This window comes from Haloarchaeobius baliensis (assembly GCF_052060055.1).
Taxonomy (GTDB): domain Archaea; phylum Halobacteriota; class Halobacteria; order Halobacteriales; family Natrialbaceae; genus Haloarchaeobius; species Haloarchaeobius baliensis.
The window spans coordinates 700705-721052 of sequence record NZ_JBPPFR010000001.1 but is presented as its reverse complement, the minus strand read 5'-3'; the positions used below and the strand labels follow the sequence as shown (position 1 = coordinate 721052).

The 20348-nt window shown below is 69.3% G+C and carries 23 protein-coding genes; 12 read left to right on the top strand and 11 right to left on the bottom strand.

Annotated features, from left to right (window positions below; genetic code table 11):
- The first annotated feature begins 3 nt into the window (after positions 1-3).
- Positions 4-756, top strand: a complete 753-nt coding sequence (locus ACSG06_RS03705; protein ID WP_440988917.1) for a hypothetical protein — start codon at positions 4-6, stop codon at positions 754-756.
- 13 nt (positions 757-769) lie between these two features.
- Here the strand turns inward: ACSG06_RS03705 and ACSG06_RS03700 are convergent, their stop codons facing one another.
- Genes ACSG06_RS03700 through ACSG06_RS03680 form a run of 5 tightly spaced genes read right to left on the bottom strand, consistent with a single transcriptional unit; the run spans position 770 to position 6778 of the window.
- Positions 770-1876 (bottom strand): ABC transporter ATP-binding protein, encoded by a 1107-nt coding sequence (locus ACSG06_RS03700; RefSeq protein ID WP_440988916.1) that lies wholly within the window; start codon positions 1874-1876, stop codon positions 770-772.
- Positions 1873-3072, bottom strand: a complete 1200-nt coding sequence (locus ACSG06_RS03695) for an ABC transporter ATP-binding protein (protein ID WP_440988915.1) — start codon at positions 3070-3072, stop codon at positions 1873-1875. The genes ACSG06_RS03700 and ACSG06_RS03695 overlap by 4 nt, the downstream gene beginning before the upstream one ends.
- The gene (locus tag ACSG06_RS03690) at positions 3069-4136 is read right to left on the bottom strand and encodes an ABC transporter permease (RefSeq protein WP_440988914.1); all 1068 of its coding nucleotides are present in this window, start codon (positions 4134-4136) and stop codon (positions 3069-3071) included. The genes ACSG06_RS03695 and ACSG06_RS03690 overlap by 4 nt, the downstream gene beginning before the upstream one ends.
- Positions 4136-5134, bottom strand: a complete 999-nt coding sequence (locus ACSG06_RS03685; protein WP_440988913.1) for an ABC transporter permease — start codon at positions 5132-5134, stop codon at positions 4136-4138. Before ACSG06_RS03685 ends, ACSG06_RS03690 begins: the two co-directional genes overlap by 1 nt.
- Before the next feature lie 6 nt (positions 5135-5140).
- On the bottom strand, positions 5141-6778 hold the full coding sequence (locus tag ACSG06_RS03680; protein ID WP_440988912.1) for an ABC transporter substrate-binding protein: 1638 nt from the start codon (positions 6776-6778) through the stop codon (positions 5141-5143).
- A 162-nt stretch (positions 6779-6940) separates the two neighbouring features.
- Here ACSG06_RS03680 and ACSG06_RS03675 point away from each other — a divergent pair, with 162 nt between their 5' ends.
- Positions 6941-7729, top strand: a complete 789-nt coding sequence (locus ACSG06_RS03675) for a M14 family metallopeptidase (protein WP_440988911.1) — start codon at positions 6941-6943, stop codon at positions 7727-7729.
- 2 nt (positions 7730-7731) lie between these two features.
- On the opposite strand, the gene ACSG06_RS03670 is transcribed toward ACSG06_RS03675, so the two are convergent.
- From ACSG06_RS03670 to ACSG06_RS03655, 4 genes are all read right to left on the bottom strand, one after another.
- Entirely contained in the window at positions 7732-8064 is a 333-nt protein-coding gene (locus tag ACSG06_RS03670; protein WP_440988910.1) for a hypothetical protein, read from the bottom strand.
- Between the two features lie 64 nt (positions 8065-8128).
- Complete coding sequence (locus ACSG06_RS03665) at positions 8129-8401, bottom strand: hypothetical protein (RefSeq protein WP_440988909.1); 273 nt, start codon at positions 8399-8401, stop codon at positions 8129-8131.
- A gap of 36 nt (positions 8402-8437) precedes the next feature.
- Positions 8438-8686, bottom strand: coding sequence for a hypothetical protein (locus ACSG06_RS03660; RefSeq protein ID WP_440988908.1), 249 nt, complete (start codon positions 8684-8686; stop codon positions 8438-8440).
- A gap of 254 nt (positions 8687-8940) precedes the next feature.
- Positions 8941-10233 (bottom strand): LVIVD repeat-containing protein, encoded by a 1293-nt coding sequence (locus tag ACSG06_RS03655; protein WP_440988907.1) that lies wholly within the window; start codon positions 10231-10233, stop codon positions 8941-8943.
- Between the two features lie 388 nt (positions 10234-10621).
- Between ACSG06_RS03655 and ACSG06_RS03650 the strand changes: the two genes are divergently transcribed.
- The 8 genes from ACSG06_RS03650 (at position 10622) to arcS (ending at position 18183) form a co-directional block, all read left to right on the top strand.
- Positions 10622-11548, top strand: a complete 927-nt coding sequence (locus ACSG06_RS03650; protein WP_440988906.1) for an ABC transporter ATP-binding protein — start codon at positions 10622-10624, stop codon at positions 11546-11548.
- Positions 11545-12336 (top strand): ABC transporter permease, encoded by a 792-nt coding sequence (locus ACSG06_RS03645; RefSeq protein WP_440988905.1) that lies wholly within the window; start codon positions 11545-11547, stop codon positions 12334-12336. Before ACSG06_RS03650 ends, ACSG06_RS03645 begins: the two co-directional genes overlap by 4 nt.
- 81 nt (positions 12337-12417) lie before the next feature.
- Positions 12418-12885: a pyridoxamine 5'-phosphate oxidase family protein gene (locus ACSG06_RS03640; protein WP_440988904.1), complete on the top strand. Its 468-nt coding sequence runs from the start codon at positions 12418-12420 to the stop codon at positions 12883-12885.
- A 78-nt stretch (positions 12886-12963) separates the two neighbouring features.
- Positions 12964-13851 (top strand): alpha/beta fold hydrolase, encoded by an 888-nt coding sequence (locus tag ACSG06_RS03635; RefSeq protein WP_440988903.1) that lies wholly within the window; start codon positions 12964-12966, stop codon positions 13849-13851.
- 45 nt (positions 13852-13896) lie between these two features.
- Entirely contained in the window at positions 13897-14445 is a 549-nt protein-coding gene (locus ACSG06_RS03630; RefSeq protein WP_440988902.1) for an NUDIX hydrolase, read from the top strand.
- Between the two features lie 180 nt (positions 14446-14625).
- Positions 14626-14802, top strand: coding sequence for a hypothetical protein (locus ACSG06_RS03625; RefSeq protein WP_440988901.1), 177 nt, complete (start codon positions 14626-14628; stop codon positions 14800-14802).
- A 67-nt stretch (positions 14803-14869) separates the two neighbouring features.
- Positions 14870-16345, top strand: coding sequence for a tRNA guanosine(15) transglycosylase TgtA (gene tgtA, locus ACSG06_RS03620; RefSeq protein WP_440988900.1), 1476 nt, complete (start codon positions 14870-14872; stop codon positions 16343-16345).
- A gap of 86 nt (positions 16346-16431) precedes the next feature.
- Positions 16432-18183, top strand: a complete 1752-nt coding sequence (gene arcS / locus ACSG06_RS03615) for an archaeosine synthase subunit alpha (protein WP_440988899.1) — start codon at positions 16432-16434, stop codon at positions 18181-18183.
- A 32-nt stretch (positions 18184-18215) separates the two neighbouring features.
- Here arcS and ACSG06_RS03610 read toward each other — a convergent pair whose 3' ends face one another.
- Positions 18216-18803, bottom strand: coding sequence for a riboflavin synthase (locus ACSG06_RS03610; protein ID WP_440988898.1), 588 nt, complete (start codon positions 18801-18803; stop codon positions 18216-18218).
- Positions 18804-19029: 226 nt separating this feature from the next.
- Here ACSG06_RS03610 and ACSG06_RS03605 point away from each other — a divergent pair, with 226 nt between their 5' ends.
- Positions 19030-19443, top strand: coding sequence for a DUF8048 family protein (locus tag ACSG06_RS03605; protein WP_440988897.1), 414 nt, complete (start codon positions 19030-19032; stop codon positions 19441-19443).
- Here the strand turns inward: ACSG06_RS03605 and ACSG06_RS03600 are convergent, their stop codons facing one another.
- Positions 19444-19854 carry a GIY-YIG nuclease family protein gene (locus ACSG06_RS03600; RefSeq protein WP_440988896.1) on the bottom strand — a complete coding sequence of 137 codons (411 nt, stop codon included), beginning with the start codon at positions 19852-19854 and terminating at the stop codon, positions 19444-19446.
- An 87-nt stretch (positions 19855-19941) separates the two neighbouring features.
- Here ACSG06_RS03600 and ACSG06_RS03595 point away from each other — a divergent pair, with 87 nt between their 5' ends.
- Positions 19942-20343 (top strand): VanZ family protein, encoded by a 402-nt coding sequence (locus tag ACSG06_RS03595; RefSeq protein WP_440988895.1) that lies wholly within the window; start codon positions 19942-19944, stop codon positions 20341-20343.
- Positions 20344-20348: the final 5 nt, after the last annotated feature.

Sequence of the window (20348 nt, the reverse complement as noted above, 5' to 3'; positions counted from 1 at the left end):
TCCGTGTCCCACCGCCAATTCGACCCGACGCACGTACTCGTCATCACGACGAGTGGCGACGCGAGCGCCGAGGCACGAGCGACGGCAGCGGCGGTACGGGCCGTGTTCGACCACACAGACACGGTCGTACTGCGGCTCGACGTCGACGGCCTCGCGTCGGACCATCCCGAGATCGCGAACGGGGTCCGGGCCGCGACCGAGGCCGAGGGCGGCGTCCTTCGCGCCGCGGTCGACCAGATACGTGACCCGCTCACCGCACTCCTCGACCTGACGGACGTCCACCGGTTCGTCACGCTGGAACGCCTCGACGCGTTCCGCGACGGACGGCAGGTCCTCCACTACGTGCCGGACCACACGACCGTCGAACTGGACGATGCGGCCTCCGACGGCGTCGCCGACGCCGTCTCCCGCGCCGTCACCGACGAGCCCGTGGGCCTGCTTCCGGCCGGGAGGCTCGCGGACTGGTACGAGGACGGGACCCACTACGAACTCGCGCCACCGTCGCTCTGCGTCGACGACTCGGCGTGCTTCGACCTCGCCGCGCTCGAACGGGTCGAGGTCGACCGCGAGCACCACGTGGTCCGACTGTCCTGGGCCCGCGGCGACGGTGTGCTCGCAGCCGCCAGCGAACTCCTCGGTCCGAACAGGCCCGAGCAGTTCGCGTTCGACTCGCCGAACCGGTACGCGGACGTCGCAGAAGCGTTCGAGACCGTCGCCGACGCGCTCGACGTCGAGACGACGAGAAAGAGGTCGTGAGCGGGCGGTCCGCTCAGTCGTCGGAGTCGGCGATACCGCCACCGACCGAGGCGTCCCTACCGGCCTCGTCGGCGTGCGGGAGCGGCTCGCTGTCCCAGTACGCGTGGTCGTCGTCGACGCGGAAGCAGGCGGCCTCGTGGGCCGCACCGGCGTCGTAGTCCGGCGGGAGCTCCTTCGTGCACTCGTCCCGAGCGTGGGGACAGCGCGTGTGGAACCGACAGCCCGGCGGCGGGTTCCGTGGCGAGGGCACGTCGCCCTCCAGCGTACCGCCGCGGCGGCCGTACTCCTCGACCGACGCGCGGGGGACGCTGTCCAGCAGCGCCTGCGTGTAGGGATGCTGGGGGTCCTCGAATATCTGGTCGACCGGGCCGGTCTCGACGATCTTCCCGAGGTACATCACCGCCACGCGGTCGGAGATGTGCCGGACGACGCTCAGGTCGTGCGCGACGAACAGGTAGGTGAGCCCGAACTCGTCCTGCAGGTCCTCCAGCAGGTTGAGCACCTGGGCCTGCACGCTCACGTCGAGCGCCGACACCGGCTCGTCCAGCACGATGAACTCCGGGTCGAGCGCGAGCGCTCGGGCGATGCCGATGCGCTGGCGCTGTCCGCCGGAGAACTCGTGGGGGTACCGGTCGGCGTGTCGCGCCGACAGCCCCACGCGTTCGAGCAGCTCCTTCGCGCGCTCGGTGCGCTCATCGCTGCCCGCCAGCCCGTGGATGCGCAGCCCCTCGGTGACGATATCGCCGACGGTCATCCGCGGGTCCAGGCTCGAGAAGGGGTCCTGGAAGACGATCTGGGCGTCCTGCCGGAACTCCGTGCGCTCGTTCGAGGACATCTCGAACACGTCGTCACCGTGGAAGCGGACCGAGCCGCCGGTCGCCTCGCGCAGACCCAGCAGCGTCTCGCTGGTGGTCGACTTCCCGCAGCCGGACTCGCCGACGAGCCCGAGCGTCTCCCCCTCCTTGACCTCGAAGGAGACGCCGTCGACCGCACGGACCGCGGTCGGCTCGCGGCCGAGCACGCGGTCGAGGAGGGTGTCGTTCTCGTAGTAGTACTTCTCCAGGTCTTCGACCTCGACGATGGGGCCGTCCGCGACGTCGTCGAACGCTTCGTCGCTCATTCGTCCTCACCTCCCTCGAAGTAGGAGTCGTCGAGTGCAGTCTCGGGGTCGTACTCGCCGTCGGCGAGGACACACCGGGCCGTGTGGCCCGGGTCCCCCTCGACCGCGCGTTCCTCCGGATGCGTCAGACAGGCCTCCATCGCCTTCGGACAGCGGTCGGCGAAGTAACACCGCTCCGGCATCTCGCTGTCGACGAGGTTCGGCACGTTGCCCTCGATGGGCTGGAGCCGCGGTGCCGGGTCGTCGAGGTCCGGGATGGAGCCGAGCAGCCCCTCCGTGTAGGGGTGGGTCGGATCATCGAACACCGCCTCGAGCGAGCCGCGTTCGACGATCTCGCCGGCGTACATCACGCCGACGCGGTCGCACATCCGGGCGATGACACCGAGGTCGTGCGTGATGAGCACGACGCTCATCCCGCGGTCCTGCTGGATGTCCCGCAGCAGGTCGAGTATCTGCGCCTGGATGGTCACGTCGAGCGCGGTCGTCGGCTCGTCGGCGAACAGGACGTCGGGCTCGCCGGCGAGCGCCTGGGCGACCATCGCACGCTGGAGCATCCCACCGGAGAACTGGTGGGGGTGCTCGTCGGCGCGCTCGACCGGGTCGGGGATACCGACCTGGTCCAGCAGCTCGATGGCGCGTTCGTGGCTCTCGTCGCTGGTGTACTCCCGTCCCGGCACGACGCTGTCCACGAGCAACCGACCGAGCCCGTAGCCCTGCGTCCGCGAGCGGGTGCGCCGCGGGTTCGCCGAGGCGCGCCGCTGCACCTCGACGGCCTCGGCGATCTGCTCGCCGACGGTCAGCGACGGGTTGAAGCTGCTCATCGGGTCCTGGAAGATCATGCTGAACTTCGGCCCGCGGAGCGAGCGACGGACCCCCTTCGGGAGCTGTCTGAGGTCGACGAAGTCGCCGTCGACCGCCTCCGGAGTGTCCTCCCGGAACTCCTCGGCGAGCTCCGCCTCGCGGAGCCAGACCTCGCCGCCGGTGATCTTCCCGGGCGACTCGACGAGGTCGATGGCCGACAGCGCCGTGACGGACTTGCCGGAGCCGGACTCGCCGACGATGCCCAGTATCTCGTTCTGGCGCACGTCGAACGACACCGACTCGACGGCGTTGACCTGCCCCTCCTCCGTGAAGAACCGGGTCGAGAGGTCCTCGACGCGGAGCAGGTCGTCGCGGCTGTAGGTGGCGCCGCTCATACGCCACCCTCCCCCTCGATACCGGGGTCGAGGGCGTCCCTGAGCCAGTCACCGACGAGGTTCAACCCGATGACGGTGATGACGATGGCCAGCCCCGGCATGGTGGATATCCACCACGCCGTCGACTGGTACTGCCTGCCGAGCGCGATGTCGAAGCCCCAGGAGATGTTCGCCGAGGAGAACCCGAGGAACGACAGCGCACTCTCCAGCAGGATGATGGCCGCGATCTGGATGGTCCCGAGCACGAGTATCGGTGTGATAGCGTTCGGGAGCACGTGCCGGAACATGATGGAGGCGTCGCTCGCGCCGAGGGCGCGGGCCGCCTTCACGTACGACTGTTCGCGGAGGCTGAGCGCCTCGCCGCGGGCGACGCGGGCGAACCACACCCAGTTGACGAGCGCGACGACGACGACGACCGTCCCCGGTAACACCGTGCTCTCTGGCATCCCGGTCGGCAGGCCGACGGCCTCCCGGAACGCCGGGGCGATGCCCAACTGGACGAACGGGTCCGGGATGGACCGCTCCAGCGTGTCGCCGAGCACGCCGATGAGCGCGATGGCCAGCACGATTGACGGGAACGCGAGCATCACGTCGGCGCCGCGCATCAGCGCGTCGTCGACCTTGCCGCGGTAGTAGCCCGCGGTGAGGCCGACGGTCACGCCGAACAGCATCGCGAGCCCCGTCCCGAGGAAGCCGACGAGCAGCGACACCCTGGCCCCGTATATCAGCCGGGAGAGGATGTCGCGGCCGTTGCCGTCGGTCCCCATCGGGTGGGCCCACGTCGCGTTCTCGTAGACGGTGCGGTTCTCGGTGACGATCTGGCCGTCCTCGAAGACGACGCTGCCGTTCTCCTGGACCGGGACCTCCTGCGTGGAGGCCTTCGTGAACCCGACCGGTGGCGTGCGTGCCTCCTCCAGGTTCTGCTGGCCCGGCGGGTCCGGTGCGAGGAACGGCGCGAACACCGCCATGAGCAACACCAGAACCACGATGACGATGCCGATCTTGGCGAGGACGTTGCGGTTCAATCCGCGCTTCAGACTGCGGATGGTGCGTGGCGCGATCATCAGTCGAATCCCACCCGTGGGTTGACGTAGGTGTACAACATGTCGACGACGATGTTCACGACGACGAAGCCGACCGCGATGACGATGAGCGAGCCCTGCACCATCGGCCAGTCACGGCCGTTGATGCTGTTGATGAGCACCTGTCCCAGCCCCGGCCAGTCGAAGACGAACTCCGTGATGACGGCACCGCCGATGAGCGAGCCGAGCTGGAGTCCGACGACCGTGATGATGGGGATGAGCGTGTTCCGGAGGACGTGCTTGTAGCGCACGAGCGACTCCGGCAGCCCCTTCGCCCGCGAGGCGCGGACGTACGTCTTCCCGAGCTCGTCGAGCATCCCGCTGCGGGTCAGTCGCGTGATGAGCGCCGTGAAGTACGTCCCGAGCGTGATGGCCGGGAGCGTGATGTACCACAGCCACGTGCGGAGTCCCTCGACGGCGGCCACGACCTGTCCGGCGACGAGGAGGTCGAAGACGCCCGGGAGCCCGATGGCGCGCTGGCTCGTCGGGAACAGATCGAGCTGCACCGAGAGCAGGATGATGAGCATGACGCCGAGCCAGAAGTTCGGCGTGCTGATGCCCGCCAGCGAGAACAGTGTCGCGCCGTAGTCAGCCGGCTGGTGGCGCCGCGTCGCGCTGATGACGCCGAGCGGGATGGCGATGACGACGGCGACGATGGTCGCCGCGACCGCCAGCTCGAGCGTCGCGGGCAGGCTGCGGAGCACACGGGACGTGACCGGCGTCCCGGTCTCCAGCGACATGCCGAGGTCGCCCGTCGGGATGCCGCTGATGAACTCCCAGTACTGGACGTACAGCGGCTCGTCCAGCCCGAGGTCCTCGATGACCTGCCTGCGGACCTCCGGCGCCACGTCGGGTGGCAGGAGGACGTTCGCCGGGTCGCCGGGTGCGATGACGCGGAGCCCGAACACGATGGTCACGACTCCCCAGACGACGAACACCCCCTGCAGTAGTCGCTTTACCAAAAACCGAGCCAGGGACATGAGAGCTTACGCCTGGCTCATCGCGTAGGCGTCGATGCGCTCGTCCGAGCGGGGCTCCCACGAGACGCGGCTGCTGACGCCGTAGACGCTGTACTGCCGGTTCAGGAAGATCCACGGTGCCTCCTCGTGTGCGAGCGCGTTGGCCTCCTCGAGCGCCGAGACGCGCTCGTCACCGGTGCTGTTGCCGGCGGTCTCGAGCAGCGAGTCGAACTCCTCGTTGCTCCAGGTCGTGAGCGCGCCGTTGGTCGAGAGCAGCGCGGTCATGACCAGCGCACCCTCGAAGGTGGCCTCGCCCCAGCCGATGAGGTACCACGGCGGCTTGTCCTCGATGTTGCCGGTCAGGAGCTCGTCGACGAGCGACCCGAACTCGCGCTGGCGGACGCTCGCGGAGACGTTCGGCAGCTCGTCGATGTAGCCCGCGACCGCCTGGGCGATCTCGAGGTCCTTGAGGTAGCGACCGACCGGCGTGTGGAGCTCGATCTCAGCACCGGCCTGCCCGGACTCGTCGATGAGGCGCTCGGCCTCGTCGGGGTCGTACGGATACGGCTCGACGTCGGAGTTGTGTCCGACGAAGCCCTCGAGCGTCGGCTGGCCGGTCTGGGCACCGAAGCCACCGAGCACGTTCGAGACGATGCTCTCGAGGTCGATGGCGTAGTTCAGGCCCTGCCGGAACTGCTTGTTCGAGAACGGCTCCACGTCGTAGCGCAGCGCGTTGTAGATGATACGCGTACTCGGCGCCGCAGCGACGCTGCCGGCGTCGCTGTTGTTGACCCGGTTGACCTCCTGCGGCGGGACGTTGACGATGATGTCGGTCTCCCCCTGGAGCAGCTGGTTGACACGGGTGCTCGACTCGCTCGCCGCGGTGAACGTGAGCTCGGAGACCTGGGCCGGGTCGTTCCAGTAGCCCTCGTACCGGGTCATGACGACCGATTCGTCCTGCGTGTAGCTGTCGAGCTGGAACGGGCCGGTGCCGTTCATCTGCTGGCCGATCTCGGACTTCGAGCGCTCCTCCACCCACGACTGCTGCATGATGTCGCAGTAGGTCGCGAACTCGGAGAACACGATGGGGTTGAGCCCGTCGAGGGTCACGCGGACCGTCGTGTCGTCCGGGGCACTCGCACCCGAGACACCGGCGAGCTGGTCGCTCTGCGGGCTCGCGAACCCGGTGTCGGGGTCGACGATGCGGTTGATGCTGTACGCGGCGTCCCCGCCGACGAACGTATCGCCGTTGTGGAACGTCACGTCCTCGCGGAGCTGGAACTCGGCCGCGCTCTCGCCCTCGACGCGCGACCAGTCGGTCGCGAGTGCGGGCTGTGCCGCGCCGGCCGCGTCACGCGTGATGAGCCCCTCGTAGGCGTGGAGCATCACCACGTCGGTCGGCGTCTCGCGGTGGTCGTGCGGGTCGAGTCCGGAGGGCATGTTGCCCTGCGTGATGGTCACCGGGAAGTCTGGTAGCTCCTCGCCACCTTCGGTCTGGGTCCCCTCACCACCACCGTCGTCGGTCTCCTCCGGTTCGGTTCCCGCCGGAGTATCGGTCCCGTCACCGTCGCCTCCACCACCGAGGCAACCAGCGAGGGACGCCGTGACCGCTGCTCCGCCTGCGTACTTCAGAAAGCCACGTCGGTCAGTACCATTCTCAGGCATGCATCCTAATACCAAACAGTGCCTTATAAAACCACCCTTGCGAACGGTTATCTCGATAGCGGAACGTAACCGGACCGTCCCCCGACCAGCTGGCACCGATCCACGGCGACGACTCGTCCGATAGAAGCAGTTAAATACGGACGTTCGGAGAATGTATCATCGATGCGGGTCCACACACTTGGCGACGGCGACCCGGCGCTCGCCGTCGTCGTCGGCCAGCACGGCGACGAACCCTGTGGCGAGCGCGCCATGGAGCGACTCCTCGAGGACGACGACCTCGAGCTCACGGGCACGGTCACGTTCGTCGTGGGGAACGAACGCGCGGCCGAACTGGAACAGCGGTTCGTCGACGAGGACCTCAACCGGGCGTACCCCGGTGATCCCGAGGCCGCGTCGCACGAGGCCCGGCTCGCCAGCGAACTGCTCGCCGAGCTGGACGACCTCGTCGTGCTCGACCTCCACTCGACGGTCTCGACGGACGAGCCGTTCGCGCTCTACCAGCGACTCACCCCACGGTCGCGCGAGCTCATCGAGCGCACCGGGCTCGACCGCGCCGTCGACATCCGCACCGAGCCGGGCGGACTGACCCAGCACGTCGACGGCGTCGCCGTCGAGTGCGGCTTCAAGGGCAGCGAGGCCGCCGTCGACAACGCCGAACGGGTCGTCAGGAACGTGCTCGCGGCCTACGACGTCGTCGCGGGGAAGGCAGCCATCAGCGACCCGACCGTCTTCGAGGTGACCGAGCGCGTCGACGGTGCTGGCTACGAGTTCCTCGGCGAGAACTTCGTCGTGGTGCCCGCGGGCGAGCCCTTCGCCCGCCGCGGCGAGGAGGAACTCACCCGCGACGAGCCGTTCTACCCGGTGCTGATGTCAACCGACGGCTACGACGAGAGCGTCGGTTTCGCGGCGCAGTTGCGGGGCCCGCTCTCGACGGTGCCCGACGACGAGTAGTCCTACTTTCCGCCGAACACCGTCTCGCGGTCGATACTGAACTCCAGGCCGCTGGTCCCGACCTCGCGCTCCGCCGCGACGGTCTGACCCACCAGCTTGTCCAGCTCGTTCGGCCCCACGCCCATCGCGTCGAGGAACGACTGCAGCTCGCAGTTCGCGCCCCACACCGGTGGTTTCGTGAACTCGTCGACGAACTCGTTGCCTGACGGGAGCCCGAGCGTCACCGCCACCGTCGCGTCCGTCTCCGTCACGTCGACGATGGGGACGGAGTCCAGATCCGACCCCGCCTGCACGTCCGCGAGCTCGTCCACCGCGTCGTCGATGTCACCTGTCATGGGGAAAATTTCGTGGCCGTGGCTCCTAATCGTTGCGTTACGGCGCGTCGTTCGGTCGACACGTTCAGGTGCTGTATCTGGCGACCGCCCAGCCCACGACCAGGCAGACCAGGCCGCCGACCGCGAGCCGGAGGTCGACGGTGACCGCGTAGCTGCCACAGTCGGCGACCTGGAGCATCGCGCCGTCGAGCGCGACCGAGACGCCCCACGTCGAGAGCGCGTGGTCGCGACAGCCGATCCCGGGCGCGAACAGCGCGTAGAAGGCGACGACGCCACCGACGAGGGCGAGCGACATCCCGAGTTCGGGCAGCCAGCGGCGGGCCGTCGACGTGCTCATCGGGCGACGGTTCTCGGGCGTCGGTCAAATGTGTTGTCACTCCGGCTGGTCGTCGGCGAAGTTCGGCAGTGCCGTCTCGCCGTCCCTGTCGTCGGCCTCGTCGTCCGTACCCCTGCGCTGGAGCCTGTCCAGCCCCAGCGTCGCCACGAGCAGGCCGCCCCCGAGGTAGAGCAGCGCCCGGGGGCTGCCGACGAGTCGCGCGACGGCGGCGTTCCCGTAGCCGAGCAGCGTCGACAGGTACGCGAGTATCGAGACGGTCCAGCCGAGTCCGGTAACGCCAGCCATTCGGTACACGGTCCCCTGGTCCGTCGCAGTCGATTCGTCCTGGGTCATGGGTCGGTCATCCTTGGGTAAGCGAGTCCTACTCACAGGCACGTCATGAAGCTATTTTCGGGGTGGTCATGCGCTGGTTACCAGATTGCTCCCGGCTGGCGGATCGCTCGACCGAGACCCCGAACTGCCGGTGCGACTCCGGTCGGGCCTGCCGGACCGCGAGCGAAGCCGTCCGCGCTGCCTCGTAGCACTGCGGACCGAGGCCGTCAGCGCCCGCCAGCTCCGCCACCGCCGCCCGCTGCGGCTGGCGTCACCTTGAAGACGTAGATGCCGGTCTGCATGTCGCTCGTCACGACGAGGTCGCGCTGTTCGCTGTAGTTCGCGCCCCACGCCATCGGGGGGTCGCCGACGAAGCCGGCCCCGTCGGCCTGGTCGGCCATGTCGTCGGTCCGGTACTGGTCGGCCGGCGTCGGGTCGGTCGGGTCCGAGATGTCGTAGACGACGGTCCCCTCGTGGTAGTCCCCGCTGACGAGCAGGGAGTTGTTGCCCTTCGAGATGACCTGGTGGTTGTGGGTGGTCCAGTCGAACAGCTCGGCCGCCTCGTCCATCATCCGGGCGTTCGGCGAGTACGTGAATCCCACGTGCTCCGGGTCCTCGACGGAGCCATCGCCCCAGCCGATGTCGAGAATGTGCTTCCCACCGGGGGCACCGAACCCGATCTCGTCGCCGACGACCACGATGTCACGGTCGGGGTCGTGACTCGCGTAGTGGCAGTTGCTGAACCCGGGCTCGCCGTTCTCGAGTCGCTGTTCCGAGTAGTCCTCCCGCCCCTCGTAGTCGAACGTCCCGGCGACGGTCGGCGAGAGCGGGTCGCTGATGTCCATGGCGACGTAGCCGTCGAAGCCGCCGCCGATGAACGCACAGTGCAGGAGGTCGCGCTCGGTGTCGACGACGATGTCGTGACAGTCGCCGGTGGGGTCGGGGCTGACGACGTCGCCACCGGTGACGTTCGTCGGGTCGCTGGTGTCCCAGACGCCGACGCCGTCGTGTTCGGTCGTGTAGAGGACGTCGCTCTCCGGGTGGGCCTCGACGTTGTGGGTCGACCCGGCGGGAACCCGCGACGCCTTCACCGGCGCTTCCGGTGTTCCCTCGTCGTAGCCGTAGTCGATGACGTCGACACCGTTCGGTGGTTGATCGTCCCCGCCGCCACCCTCACGGCTCCGGTAGTAGAGACCGTCGCGCCGGTCGAACTGGACGTCGGCGTGGCGGACGGCGTCCGACGGCGTCGAGAACTCGTGTACCTCCGTCGGGTCGGTCGGGTTGCTGATGTCGACGAGGAACGAGCCACCCGGACCGGCGTAGCTGCCGACCAGTGCGTACCGGCCGTCAGCACGGACGTCCTCCTCGGCGTATCCTCCTGCCGGGTCGGAGAGCAGGGAGTGTCCGAGTTTGGTGATGCGGCCCTTCGCGGGTGGACTGCCCGAACCTGTCGTGGCGATGCTACCGACTGCGACCGTGCTCCCCAGTATCGTGAGTAGCGTTCGTCGGGTCGATCTCATGCTCCAGTTCGACACACGGCCAAGTACGTGATAATTAATTGCCGAGTATACTGTTCGAAAATAGCTGAACGACCGGTAGACTATTTTAAAACCACGGCACCTGACCCATAAACCTCCGGACTCGGTCGAGTGCCGGTACTCACGGAATCGCCACTCTGAAACGGCGTAGAGAGTTCCTTACACCCCAGATCGAGGGGCCAGTTCTGTTGCTTTTAGTACTAGCTATCCCTCATTGGGACTGTCCGTTCGCGATGGAGAGTCGTCGGTCGGCCCCCGTGCGAGCAGGTCGAGCGTCCGTGTCCGTAACTCGTGTATACTGATGCGGGACGTGCCCGCTCGCCACCCGCTTTCGCCAGCCTTACCAGCGAACGCCGCCGAAAACTCCCCGATGACTGCCGCCATCGAGGTTTCAGACCTCAGGAAGTCCTACGGCGAGGTCCAGGCGCTCGACGGCCTCTCGCTGCGGGTGGAGGAGGGCGAGTTCTTCGGCCTGCTCGGCCCCAACGGCGCGGGCAAGACGACGTTCATCAACATCCTCGTCGGGCTGGTCCGCAAGTCCGACGGCCACGCCGAGGTGTTCGGCCACGACGTGGTCGACGAGTACCGCGACGCGAGGGACGCCATCGGGCTCGCGCCACAGGAGTTCAACGTCGACCGCTTCTTCCCCATCGAGGAGGTGCTCGTCCACAAGGCGGGCTACCACGGCATCCCCGAGGACGAGGCGCTGGACCGGGCGCACGAGGCGCTGAAGCGCGTCGGCATCTACGACAAGCGCGAGGAGCGCTTCGACTGGCTCTCGGGCGGGATGAAGCGCCGGCTGCTGCTCGCCCGGGCGCTCGTCACCGACCCCGACCTGCTCATCCTCGACGAGCCGACCGCAGGGGTGGACGTGCAGCTCCGACACGACCTCTGGGAGGTCGTGCGGGACCTGAACGAGAACGGGACGACCATCCTGCTCACCACGCACTACATCGAGGAGGCGGAACGGCTCTGCGACCGGGTCGCCGTCGTCGACGACGGCCGGAAGGTCGAGGTGGCGACGCCGGACGACCTGATGAACCGCGGGACCGACACCGTCACCGTGACCCTTCGGGACGCCCCAGCCGAGACCCCGCCGCTCGGCGACACGCTCGACCGCGTCGAGTCGGTCGACCTCGACGGCGACCGGCTCGTCGTCCGGGCGAGCAACGGCGGCGCGGTCACGCCGGACCTGCTCAACGAGCTGGAGGCGATGGGCCACGAGGTCGTCGACCTCGACATCTCGCGCACCAGTCTGGAGGAGATCTTCGTCGAGCTCACGGGTGAGGGCAGATGAGGGGGCTCGCCACCGGGACGCGTGCCCTGCTCAAGCGCGAGATACTGCGGTACGTCCGCCGCCCCCGGAACACGTTCCTGCCGCCCTTTATCAACAACGTGCTCTACTTCGCGGTGTTCGGGGTCATCCTCGGGAGCCGCATCGGGAGCTACGGCGACGGCATCCCGTACATCAAGTTCGTCCTGCCCGGCCTCGTCGTCCTCGGCGCGGTGTCGAACGGCTTCGAGAACGCCTCGTTCTCCATCTTCCACGGGCGCTGGAACGAGTACATCCACGAGGTGCTCACGTCGCCGCTGTCGTACCGCCAGCTCTCGTTCGCCTACGTCGCCGCCAGCGCGCTCCGGGGCGTGCTCGTCGGCGTCATCATCTCCGTCATCGGCGTCGTGTTCACGCTCGTGCACCCGAGCTACGACATCGTGTCGGTCGCCCACCCCGCGTACCTCGCCGTCTCGCTCGTCGCCGTCTCCGCGCTGTTCGCCTGCTTCGGCATCGTCGGCGGGCTCTGGGCGCGGGACTTCGACTACCTCACCGTCCTCAACCAGTTCCTCATCCGCCCGCTGGTGTTCTTCGGCGGCGTCTTCTACCCCCTGTCGGCGCTCGACGGCGTCTGGTATACCGTCTCGCTCGCGAACCCGATGGTCCACATGGTCGACGCGGTGCGCTACGGCTTCCTCGGCTACGCCGAGCGCGACCCAGCCCTCTCGCTCGGCATCCTGCTCGTCGCGACGGGCGTCGTCTTCGCCGTCGACGTGGCGCTCGTCGCGCGGGGCTACGGGCTGACGGAGTGAGGCAGGCGGTGCGCAGTCACCGATTCCCAGCGCGCTGGAGCCACAGATAGCTTTGAAGCCGCTCGTGCCGTACGTTCACGTATGACCCTCGAAGACCTCGCGGCGTACGGCGTCGAGCACATGGACGACGACGCCATCAGCGCGTTCCTGACCACCCAGGGGACGGGCGTACTGGGGCTCCCGTCGGACGGCGCGCCGGCGCTCCTCCCGCTGTCGTTCGGCTACGACGGCGACGACACGCTGTACTTCACGTTCGTCGTCGGTTCGGGGAGCGAGAAGGCCGAGCTGAGCGAGCGCGCCGAGACGGCCTCGTTCCTCGTCTACCGGGCGGACACCCCGTTCACCTGGCAGAGCGTCCGGCTCACCGGACGCATCGAGCCGGTCCCGGAAGCGGAGCTGGACACCGCCAGCGACGCCCTGGAGAACGCCTGGCGGCCCGACCTGTTCGAGCGGGCGATGGCCGAGGTCGAGGTCGCACTCTACCGGTTCGTCGTCGCGGACTGGTCCGGCATCAAGCAGACCGGGCTCCCGCCGGGCTTCGACGAGTAGACGGGACTTCGGGGCCGTGCAGCCGGGTGTCGTCGCGTGAGGGGAGCGCCTTTCAGGCCGGCCCGCGAACCACCACCCATGTCGGACGTCGAGCACGACCAGACCATCGTCAACGACGTGCGCCTCCACTACGTCGAGGCTGGCGACCCCGCCGACGAGACGGTGGTCCTCCTCCACGGCTTCCCCGAGTACTGGTACACCTGGCACCGGCAGATACCCGCCCTCGCCGACGCCGGCTACCACGTCGTCGCGCCGGACATGCGCGGCTACAACACCTCCGAGAAACCGTACGGCAAAGATGCCTACACGCTCGGCCGGCTCTCGCGCGACGTCGACGGGCTCGTCCGGAAGTTCGGCGAGACCGCCCACGTCGTCGGCCACGACTGGGGCGGCGTCGTCGCCTGGGACGTCGGCGCGCGCCACCCCGAGGTGGTCGAGACGCTCACCGTGCTGAACGCCCCGCACCTCGGCGCGTTCCAGCGCGAGCTCACCCGGAACCCGGGGCAGATCCGGCGCTCGTGGTACGCCTTCTGGTTCCAGGTGCCGTGGCTGCCCGAGCGGCTGTGGAACCTCGCCAGCGACCGCATCTTCGAGCAGCTGTTCGCCGAGGGCCCCAACAGCGAGGACGCCTGCTCCGCCGAGGACGTCCACATGTTCGAGCACGCGTTCACCCTCCCCGGGACCCCGACCTCTGCCATCAACTACTACCGGGCACTGTTCCGCACGCTCGGGCTGTCCATGCTCCCGCTCGTCGGCGGCGAGGGCCCGCCGCTCGAGATCGACGTCCCGACGCAGCTCCTCTGGGGGATGGACGACGACGCGCTCTCGCCCGCGCTCACCGAGGGGCTCGGGGAGTGGGTGTCCGACCTCCGGGTCGTCCGATTCCCCGACGCGAGCCACTGGCTCCACCTCGACGAGCCCGACGCCGTGGCCGACGCCATGCTCGAGTTCTTCGCCCGGGACTGAGCCGAGAGACGCATCCTTTTGCCCCTCCGCCACCGAGCCCCGGGCATGACAGACGACGAGGAACTGGCGTGGACCGTCGAGTCCTCCCACGTCGCCTACGAGTGCCCCGGCTTCGACGTCGTCCACGACGAGGTCTCGCTGCCCGACGGCACCCGCACCGACTACGACTACGTCTCCGAGCCGCCGGCGGTGGTCGTGCTCCCCTTCACGCCCGACGGCGACGTGGTCGTCATCGACGAGTGGCGACAGGCGGTCGGCCGCGTCAACCACGGCCTCCCCGCCGGCAGCGTCGAACCCGGCGACGACGACCTCGCGCTCGCCGCACGCCGCGAGCTCCGCGAGGAGACCGGCTACGAGGCCGGGAGCGTCGAGCCGCTCACGACGGTCGAACCCTCCAACGGCATCGGCAACTCCGTCCACCATCACTTCGTCGCCCGGGACTGCGAGCCCTCGGCCGACCAGGAGCTCGACCACGACGAGAGCATCCGCGTCGCCACCCGTCCCTACGAAGAGCTGCTCGCCGCGGCCCGCGACGGCGACCTGCGCGACGGCCGTGCCGTCACCGCCCTCTGCTACCACGAGCTCTTCGGGTGAGCGGACCCAGGGTTCAAGTACGAACCCGCGCCCAGACGGGGCGTGTCCTGAGCGCCGACGCGCGACGGCCGAGGCCGGTGTGCGACGCACCGTCGCGTGACCGTACCCACCGCGTCGCCTGTCCGCCCCCTTGCCAACCCCTACCACAGCGGTTTTGTCCACACGGCGCGTACTGAGCCCGTGCAGCGCCGCTTCCTCTCGCACCGCGCCCGGCTCGCGGTGCGACTCGTCGGGCTGGTCGTCCTCGTCAGCTACGGCTTCGCCGTCGGTGCCGGCCTCCCCTTCGCGCTGCTCGCCGCCGCGTCGGTGTATCTGGAGGCACGTCGTCCCGAGACGGTCCCCGCCAGCCACCGCTGACTCCGTCGAGCGCCAGCCTCGCCGCCAAACGACACCCTTACCGCCGGTGCCCGGGTAGCCGACGCCAATGAGAGAGCAGTTCGAGGTCCGCGACAGCGATGCCGGCGGTCGCATCGGGGAGCTGACCGTCCCCCGCGCCGGCGTCACCGTCGAGACGCCCGCGCTGATGCCGGTCGTCAACCCGAACATCGTCACCATCGAGCCCGCGCGGATGGCCGACGAGTTCGGCGCAGAGATCATCATCACGAACTCCTACATCATCAAGACGACCGACGGACTCGAAGCACAGGCCCGCGAGCAGGGGCTCCACGACCTGCTGGACTTCGACGGGGCCATCGTGACCGACTCCGGCAGCTTCCAGCTCGCCGAGTACGGCGAGATCGACACGGACACCGAGGAGATCCTCGAGTTCCAGCACGACATCGGCAGCGACATCGGCACCCCCGTCGACATCCCCACCCCGCCGGACGTCTCGCACGAGCGTGCCGAGTCCGAGCTCCGCACCACCCAGGAGCGCCTCGAACTCGCCGAGACCATCGACGTCGGCGACATGCTCGTCAACGCGCCGGTGCAGGGCTCGACCCACCTCGACCTGCGGGAGGCGGCCGGCGCGCACGCCGCGGGCACGGACCTCGACGTGTTCCCCGTCGGCGCGGTCGTCCCGCTGCTGAACGACTACCGCTACGACGACATGGTCGACGTGGTCGCCGCCGCCAAGCGCGGGCTCTCCCGGGACTGCCCGGTCCACCTGTTCGGGGCTGGCCACCCGATGATGTTCGCGCTCGCCGTCGCCATGGGCTGTGACCTGTTCGATTCCGCAGCGTACGCGCTGTACGCCCGGGACGGCCGCTACCTCACCGTCGACGGCACCGAGCACGTCGAGGACCTCGACTACATGCCGTGCTCGTGTCCGGTCTGCGTCGCGGAGACGCCGGACTCGCTCCGCGCGATGAACGACGAGGCGCGCGAGGAGGCGCTGGCGGCCCACAACCTCCACGTCACCTTCGCGGAGATGCGAACCATCAAGCAGGCCATCCGCGATGGCGACCTCATGGAACTCGTCGAGCGCCGCGCCCGCGCCCACCCGGCGATGCTCGACGGCTACCGCGCGCTCACCGACCACGCCGCACAGCTGGAGGAGACCGACCCCGCCTCGAAGGGCTCCTTCTTCTACCTCTCGAACGAGAGCGCACATCGCCCCGAGGTCGTGCGCCACCACGAGCGGCTGGACCGGCTCTCCCCGTCGGGCGAGGTGCTCCTCACCGAGGGCGATCACTCGAGCGACTTCGACGAGTCCTGGTCGGTCGTCCCGCCGTTCGGCCCGTTCCCGAAGGCGCTCCGGAACACCTACCCGCTGACCGCGGAGGTGCCGAGCCGACTCGACCGCGACGCCTACGAGGCCGCCGCCCGCGGCGTGGCGAGGCTCGCCGAGGGGAATCCCGACACCGCGTTCACGCTGGCCCACGAGGACTGGCCCGAGAGCGCGCTCGGGCTCGTTCCGGAGTCGGTGACCGTCGAGAACCTGTGGCGCGGCGACCCCTGAGCGGCGCGCTTCTCGTCCACCAGCCGGGCCACCGGTGGCCGACGGACAAAGCAAGATAGTAGTCCGTCGGCCCCCGACACCGTGCCATGACCGACTACTTCGAGGTCCTCGAGCGCGACGGCGCGGCCCGGCTGGCCGAACTCCGGCTGGCCGAGCCGGTGACGACGCCGGCGCTCGTGGACGACGTCGTCGACGACGCGGGCAGCCTCTGGCAGGCCGACCGGGAGCTCCCCGACGGCGACGAGTCCCGACTGACCGTCCTCCCGCACCGGGGGCTCCCGTCGGGGACCGCCGACGAGGTCGCGGACTCCTTCGCCGTCGACTACCCTGAGGTCGACTACCCGAGCGCGGCGGTCGTCTCGGCCGACACCGCGGCCGACCACGGCGCGGACGCCTACGTCGTCTCCGACGCTGGTGGCTCGCTCGGACACGGCGCCGGGATGAAGGAGCTCATTCTGGCGGTCCGCGAGGCCATCCCGGACGACACCGGGCTCTACCTCTCCGGCGTCGCCACGCCGCGGAACGTCGCCGTCCTCGCCTACGCCGGCGTCGACCTCTTCGACGCCCACCGGGCGTACGTCCGCGGTACGGAGGGACGCTACCTGACGACCGACGACGCGTACTTCCTCGAGGATCTGGACGAGCTCCCGTGTGCCTGTCCGGCCTGTGCGACGCCCCGTGAGGAGTTCGGCCGCGAGGACTGCGCCGCGCACAACGTCAACGCGCTCGAGGCGGAGCTCCGACGGGTCCGCCGCCGCATCCGCGACGGTCGCCTGCGCGACTACATCGAGGGACAGGCCCGCCAGGACCAGTGGCTCACCGCGCTCATGCGCGAGCTCGACCAGCAGTACAGCTATCTGGAGGCACGAACGCCCGTCTATCGCGGTGCCGACCTCGACGCGACGACCGAGGACACCCTGCGCCGGGTCGAGATCCAGCGCTTCGCCGAGCGCGTGACGACCCGGTACGAGAATCGGTTCGACGACCACCCGCTCGTGCTCGTCCCCTGCTCGGCGACGAAGCCCTACAGCGAGTCCCAGAGCCACCGGCAGTACATGGACGCCATCCAGTTCCGGGGCCACATCGTCTCGATGACCTCGCCCATCGGGGTCGTCCCCCAGGAGCTGGAGACGACGTACCCGGCCCAGCACTACGACTCGGTGGTGACGGGCCGCTGGAGCGCCGAGGAGGTCGAGTTCGTGAGCGAGGTCCTCCGCCGGTACCTCGCCCGGAGTGATTACCCGCGGATCATCGCCCACGTGCCCGAGGAGTACCGCCCAATCGTCGAGGCGGTCGAGGACGACGTCGACGTGCCCGTCGAGTACACCGTCGCCGACCACCCGACCACGAGCGAGAGCCTCGGGAACCTCCGCGACGCACTGGAGGGCGAGTTGGCGTACAGCAAGCGCGAACGCGAGCACAACACGGTCCGGGCGCTCGCGGACTACCAGCTCGGCGACGGCGCGGGCGACGACCTGTTCGAGGAGTTCCGGACGACGAGTCGGTACCCGAAGCTGCAGGTCCGGGAGGACGACGGCACCCAGCTCGCCGCACAGGTGCCCCGCTACGGCACCCTCTCGTTCACCCTCGAAGGCGCCCGTCGTTGGGACGAGAGCGACGCGCCGACCAAGCGTGTCCAGATCGACGGCTTCGTCCCGCACGGCAGCGTGCTCGCCCCGGGCGTGCTCGACGCCGACGAGGAGATCCGCGTCGGCGACGAGGTCCTCATCGAGGGGCCGGCGGCGTACGCCATCGGCCGGGCGCAGATGCACGGCGCGGCGATGGTCGAGAGCACGCGCGGCGAGGCGGCGTCGGTCCGCCACGTCGAGGAGAAGTAGTCGGGCGGCGCGGTCGGCGACGTTCCCGTCGCTCAGGCGACGGACTCCTGTCTGGCGACGTACTTCGCGACCGGGTCGGCCTCGAGGTGGACGCGGTCACCCGGTTCGCGCTCGGAGAGCGTCGTCCGTTCGCGGGTCTCGGGGATGACGGCGACGGCGAAGCGGTCCGCCGCGAGGGCTGCGACGGTGAGGCTGACGCCGTCGACCGCGACGCCGCCTTTCTCGACGAGCAGCCCGGCGAAGCCGTCGGGGATGGCGAACTCGTAGCGCCAGCCCTCGCCGGTCGATGCGGCGGCGAGCAGCTCGGTCGTGGTCTCGACACACCCCCGGACGAGATGGCCGTCGAGCCCGTCGGAAAGCGTCAGCGGCGGCTCCAGGTTGACGGGCGCACCGACCGGCCGCTCGGCGAGCAGCGTCCGGTCGACCGTCTCGTCGCTGCAGTACGCCTCGAACCAGCCGGGTCCGACGGCGGTGGCGGTGAGACAGACACCGTCGACCGACACGCTATCGCCCGGTTGGGGGTCCACGTGTCCGTTCGTCTCGATGCGCAGTTCGTGGCCCGCTCCAGCGGTCTCGCTCGCGGTCACCCGGCCGGTTCCGGGGACGACACCAGTGTACATTGCAGTTCGACGGGCACGACGGAATCGTAAATTCGTTATGAATCTCAGTTCCGTGAACCAGTCGACTACCAACTGGTTGCCTGCCGAGTTTATACGCGCCGAGTTGCTGTGTGTATCCGATGAGCGTCGAGTCGCGCGTGCCTGGGCAGGATGGTCGCGGGTGTGAGGGACGGGAGCGAAGCGACTCGACCGACCGACGAACGCACGGGATTCCGGGGTGACGGGGATGAAGGACTACCCGATACGGGACGACGCGGTACTCCTCGCAGCAGCGACAGCAGGGGTGCCACCCGGTCGCCTCCCCGAGCTCGTCGGTGTCGTACAGGCCGACCTGGGGCTCCGTGTCGACGACTACCGGCACCGGTACGAGTGCGTCCACGAGACGACGGACGCGTTCGTCTTTCTGGTCGAGGGGGGCCATTGGTCGACCATCGCCGAGCGACTCGGCTTCGATTCGAGCGACTCCTGGGCGGTGGAGTGCGCCCACATCGAGCACCTGCGGCGGCTCGCCCGCGAGACCGACCGGGTCCAGGAGCTCGCGACGGCGCTGGAGGTGCGCGAGTGCGTCGTCATCGGGAAGGACACGCCCCAGGCCGCGACGGACGGCGGGAACACCGCGACCGACGGCGAGACGCTGTGATCACGCCTCGCTCGCCGTCCGGTGAGCCTCCGTGACGATCGCGCGGAGCGTCGCCTCGTCCGCCGCCAGGGTGAGGTGGCTGGTGCAGTCACAGTCCGAGCAGCCGAAGCCGACGACGGCGTCGGGGAGCCGCCGCGCGACGTCGCACTCCACGTCGCCGACGGTGCGGACGTCGCCCCGGACCGTCGCCGCCTCGTGGCCGAGCAGGTAGTCGACGTGCCAGTGGCGCACGTCGCGCCCGCCCGAGGCGACCTCCCGGTGGCGGTCCAGCCGCGAGAACCCGCCGGTGCCGAGCGCGCTCCCGGTGTAGCCGTACCAGCCCGAGTCCAGCGTCACCTCGCCGAGGGCACCGACCGCGAGCGTGACGGGACCGTCGAGCTCGACGAGCAACGTGTACGTTCCACCGGCCATGGTGGGACCTGCCGCCGGTGGCTGCAAGAAGCCGACGGTCCACGGCGACGCGACCCGTTTTTGTGTCGTCGCCACGGAGTCGGTGGCGTGACTCGACTCGACCGCCGACGGGCGCGGCTGTGGGGCCCGGCCATCGCCTGGGCGCTCGTTGTGCTCGTCGCCTCGCTGGTCGACCCACCCGGCGCGGCGACGCCGACGACCGGTCCGTTCGGCGTCCTGCCGGCCGACAAGTGGCAGCACGGGCTCGCCTACGCGGTGCTCGGCGGGCTGGTGGCCCGTGCGCTCGACCGGGCGACGGTGCAGGCGGCCCTGCTCGCGGTCGGACTCGCCGTCGCCGTCGGCTTCGGCGTGGAGCTGTGCCAGTCGTTCGTCCCCTGGCGTACTGCCTCGGCCGTCGACGGGCTGGCGAACGCCGTCGGCGCTGTCGTCGGTGTGGCCGGCTGGCAGCTCGTGGCGAGAAGGTCTCTCACGCCCTGGGAACGCTCGTAACCGGC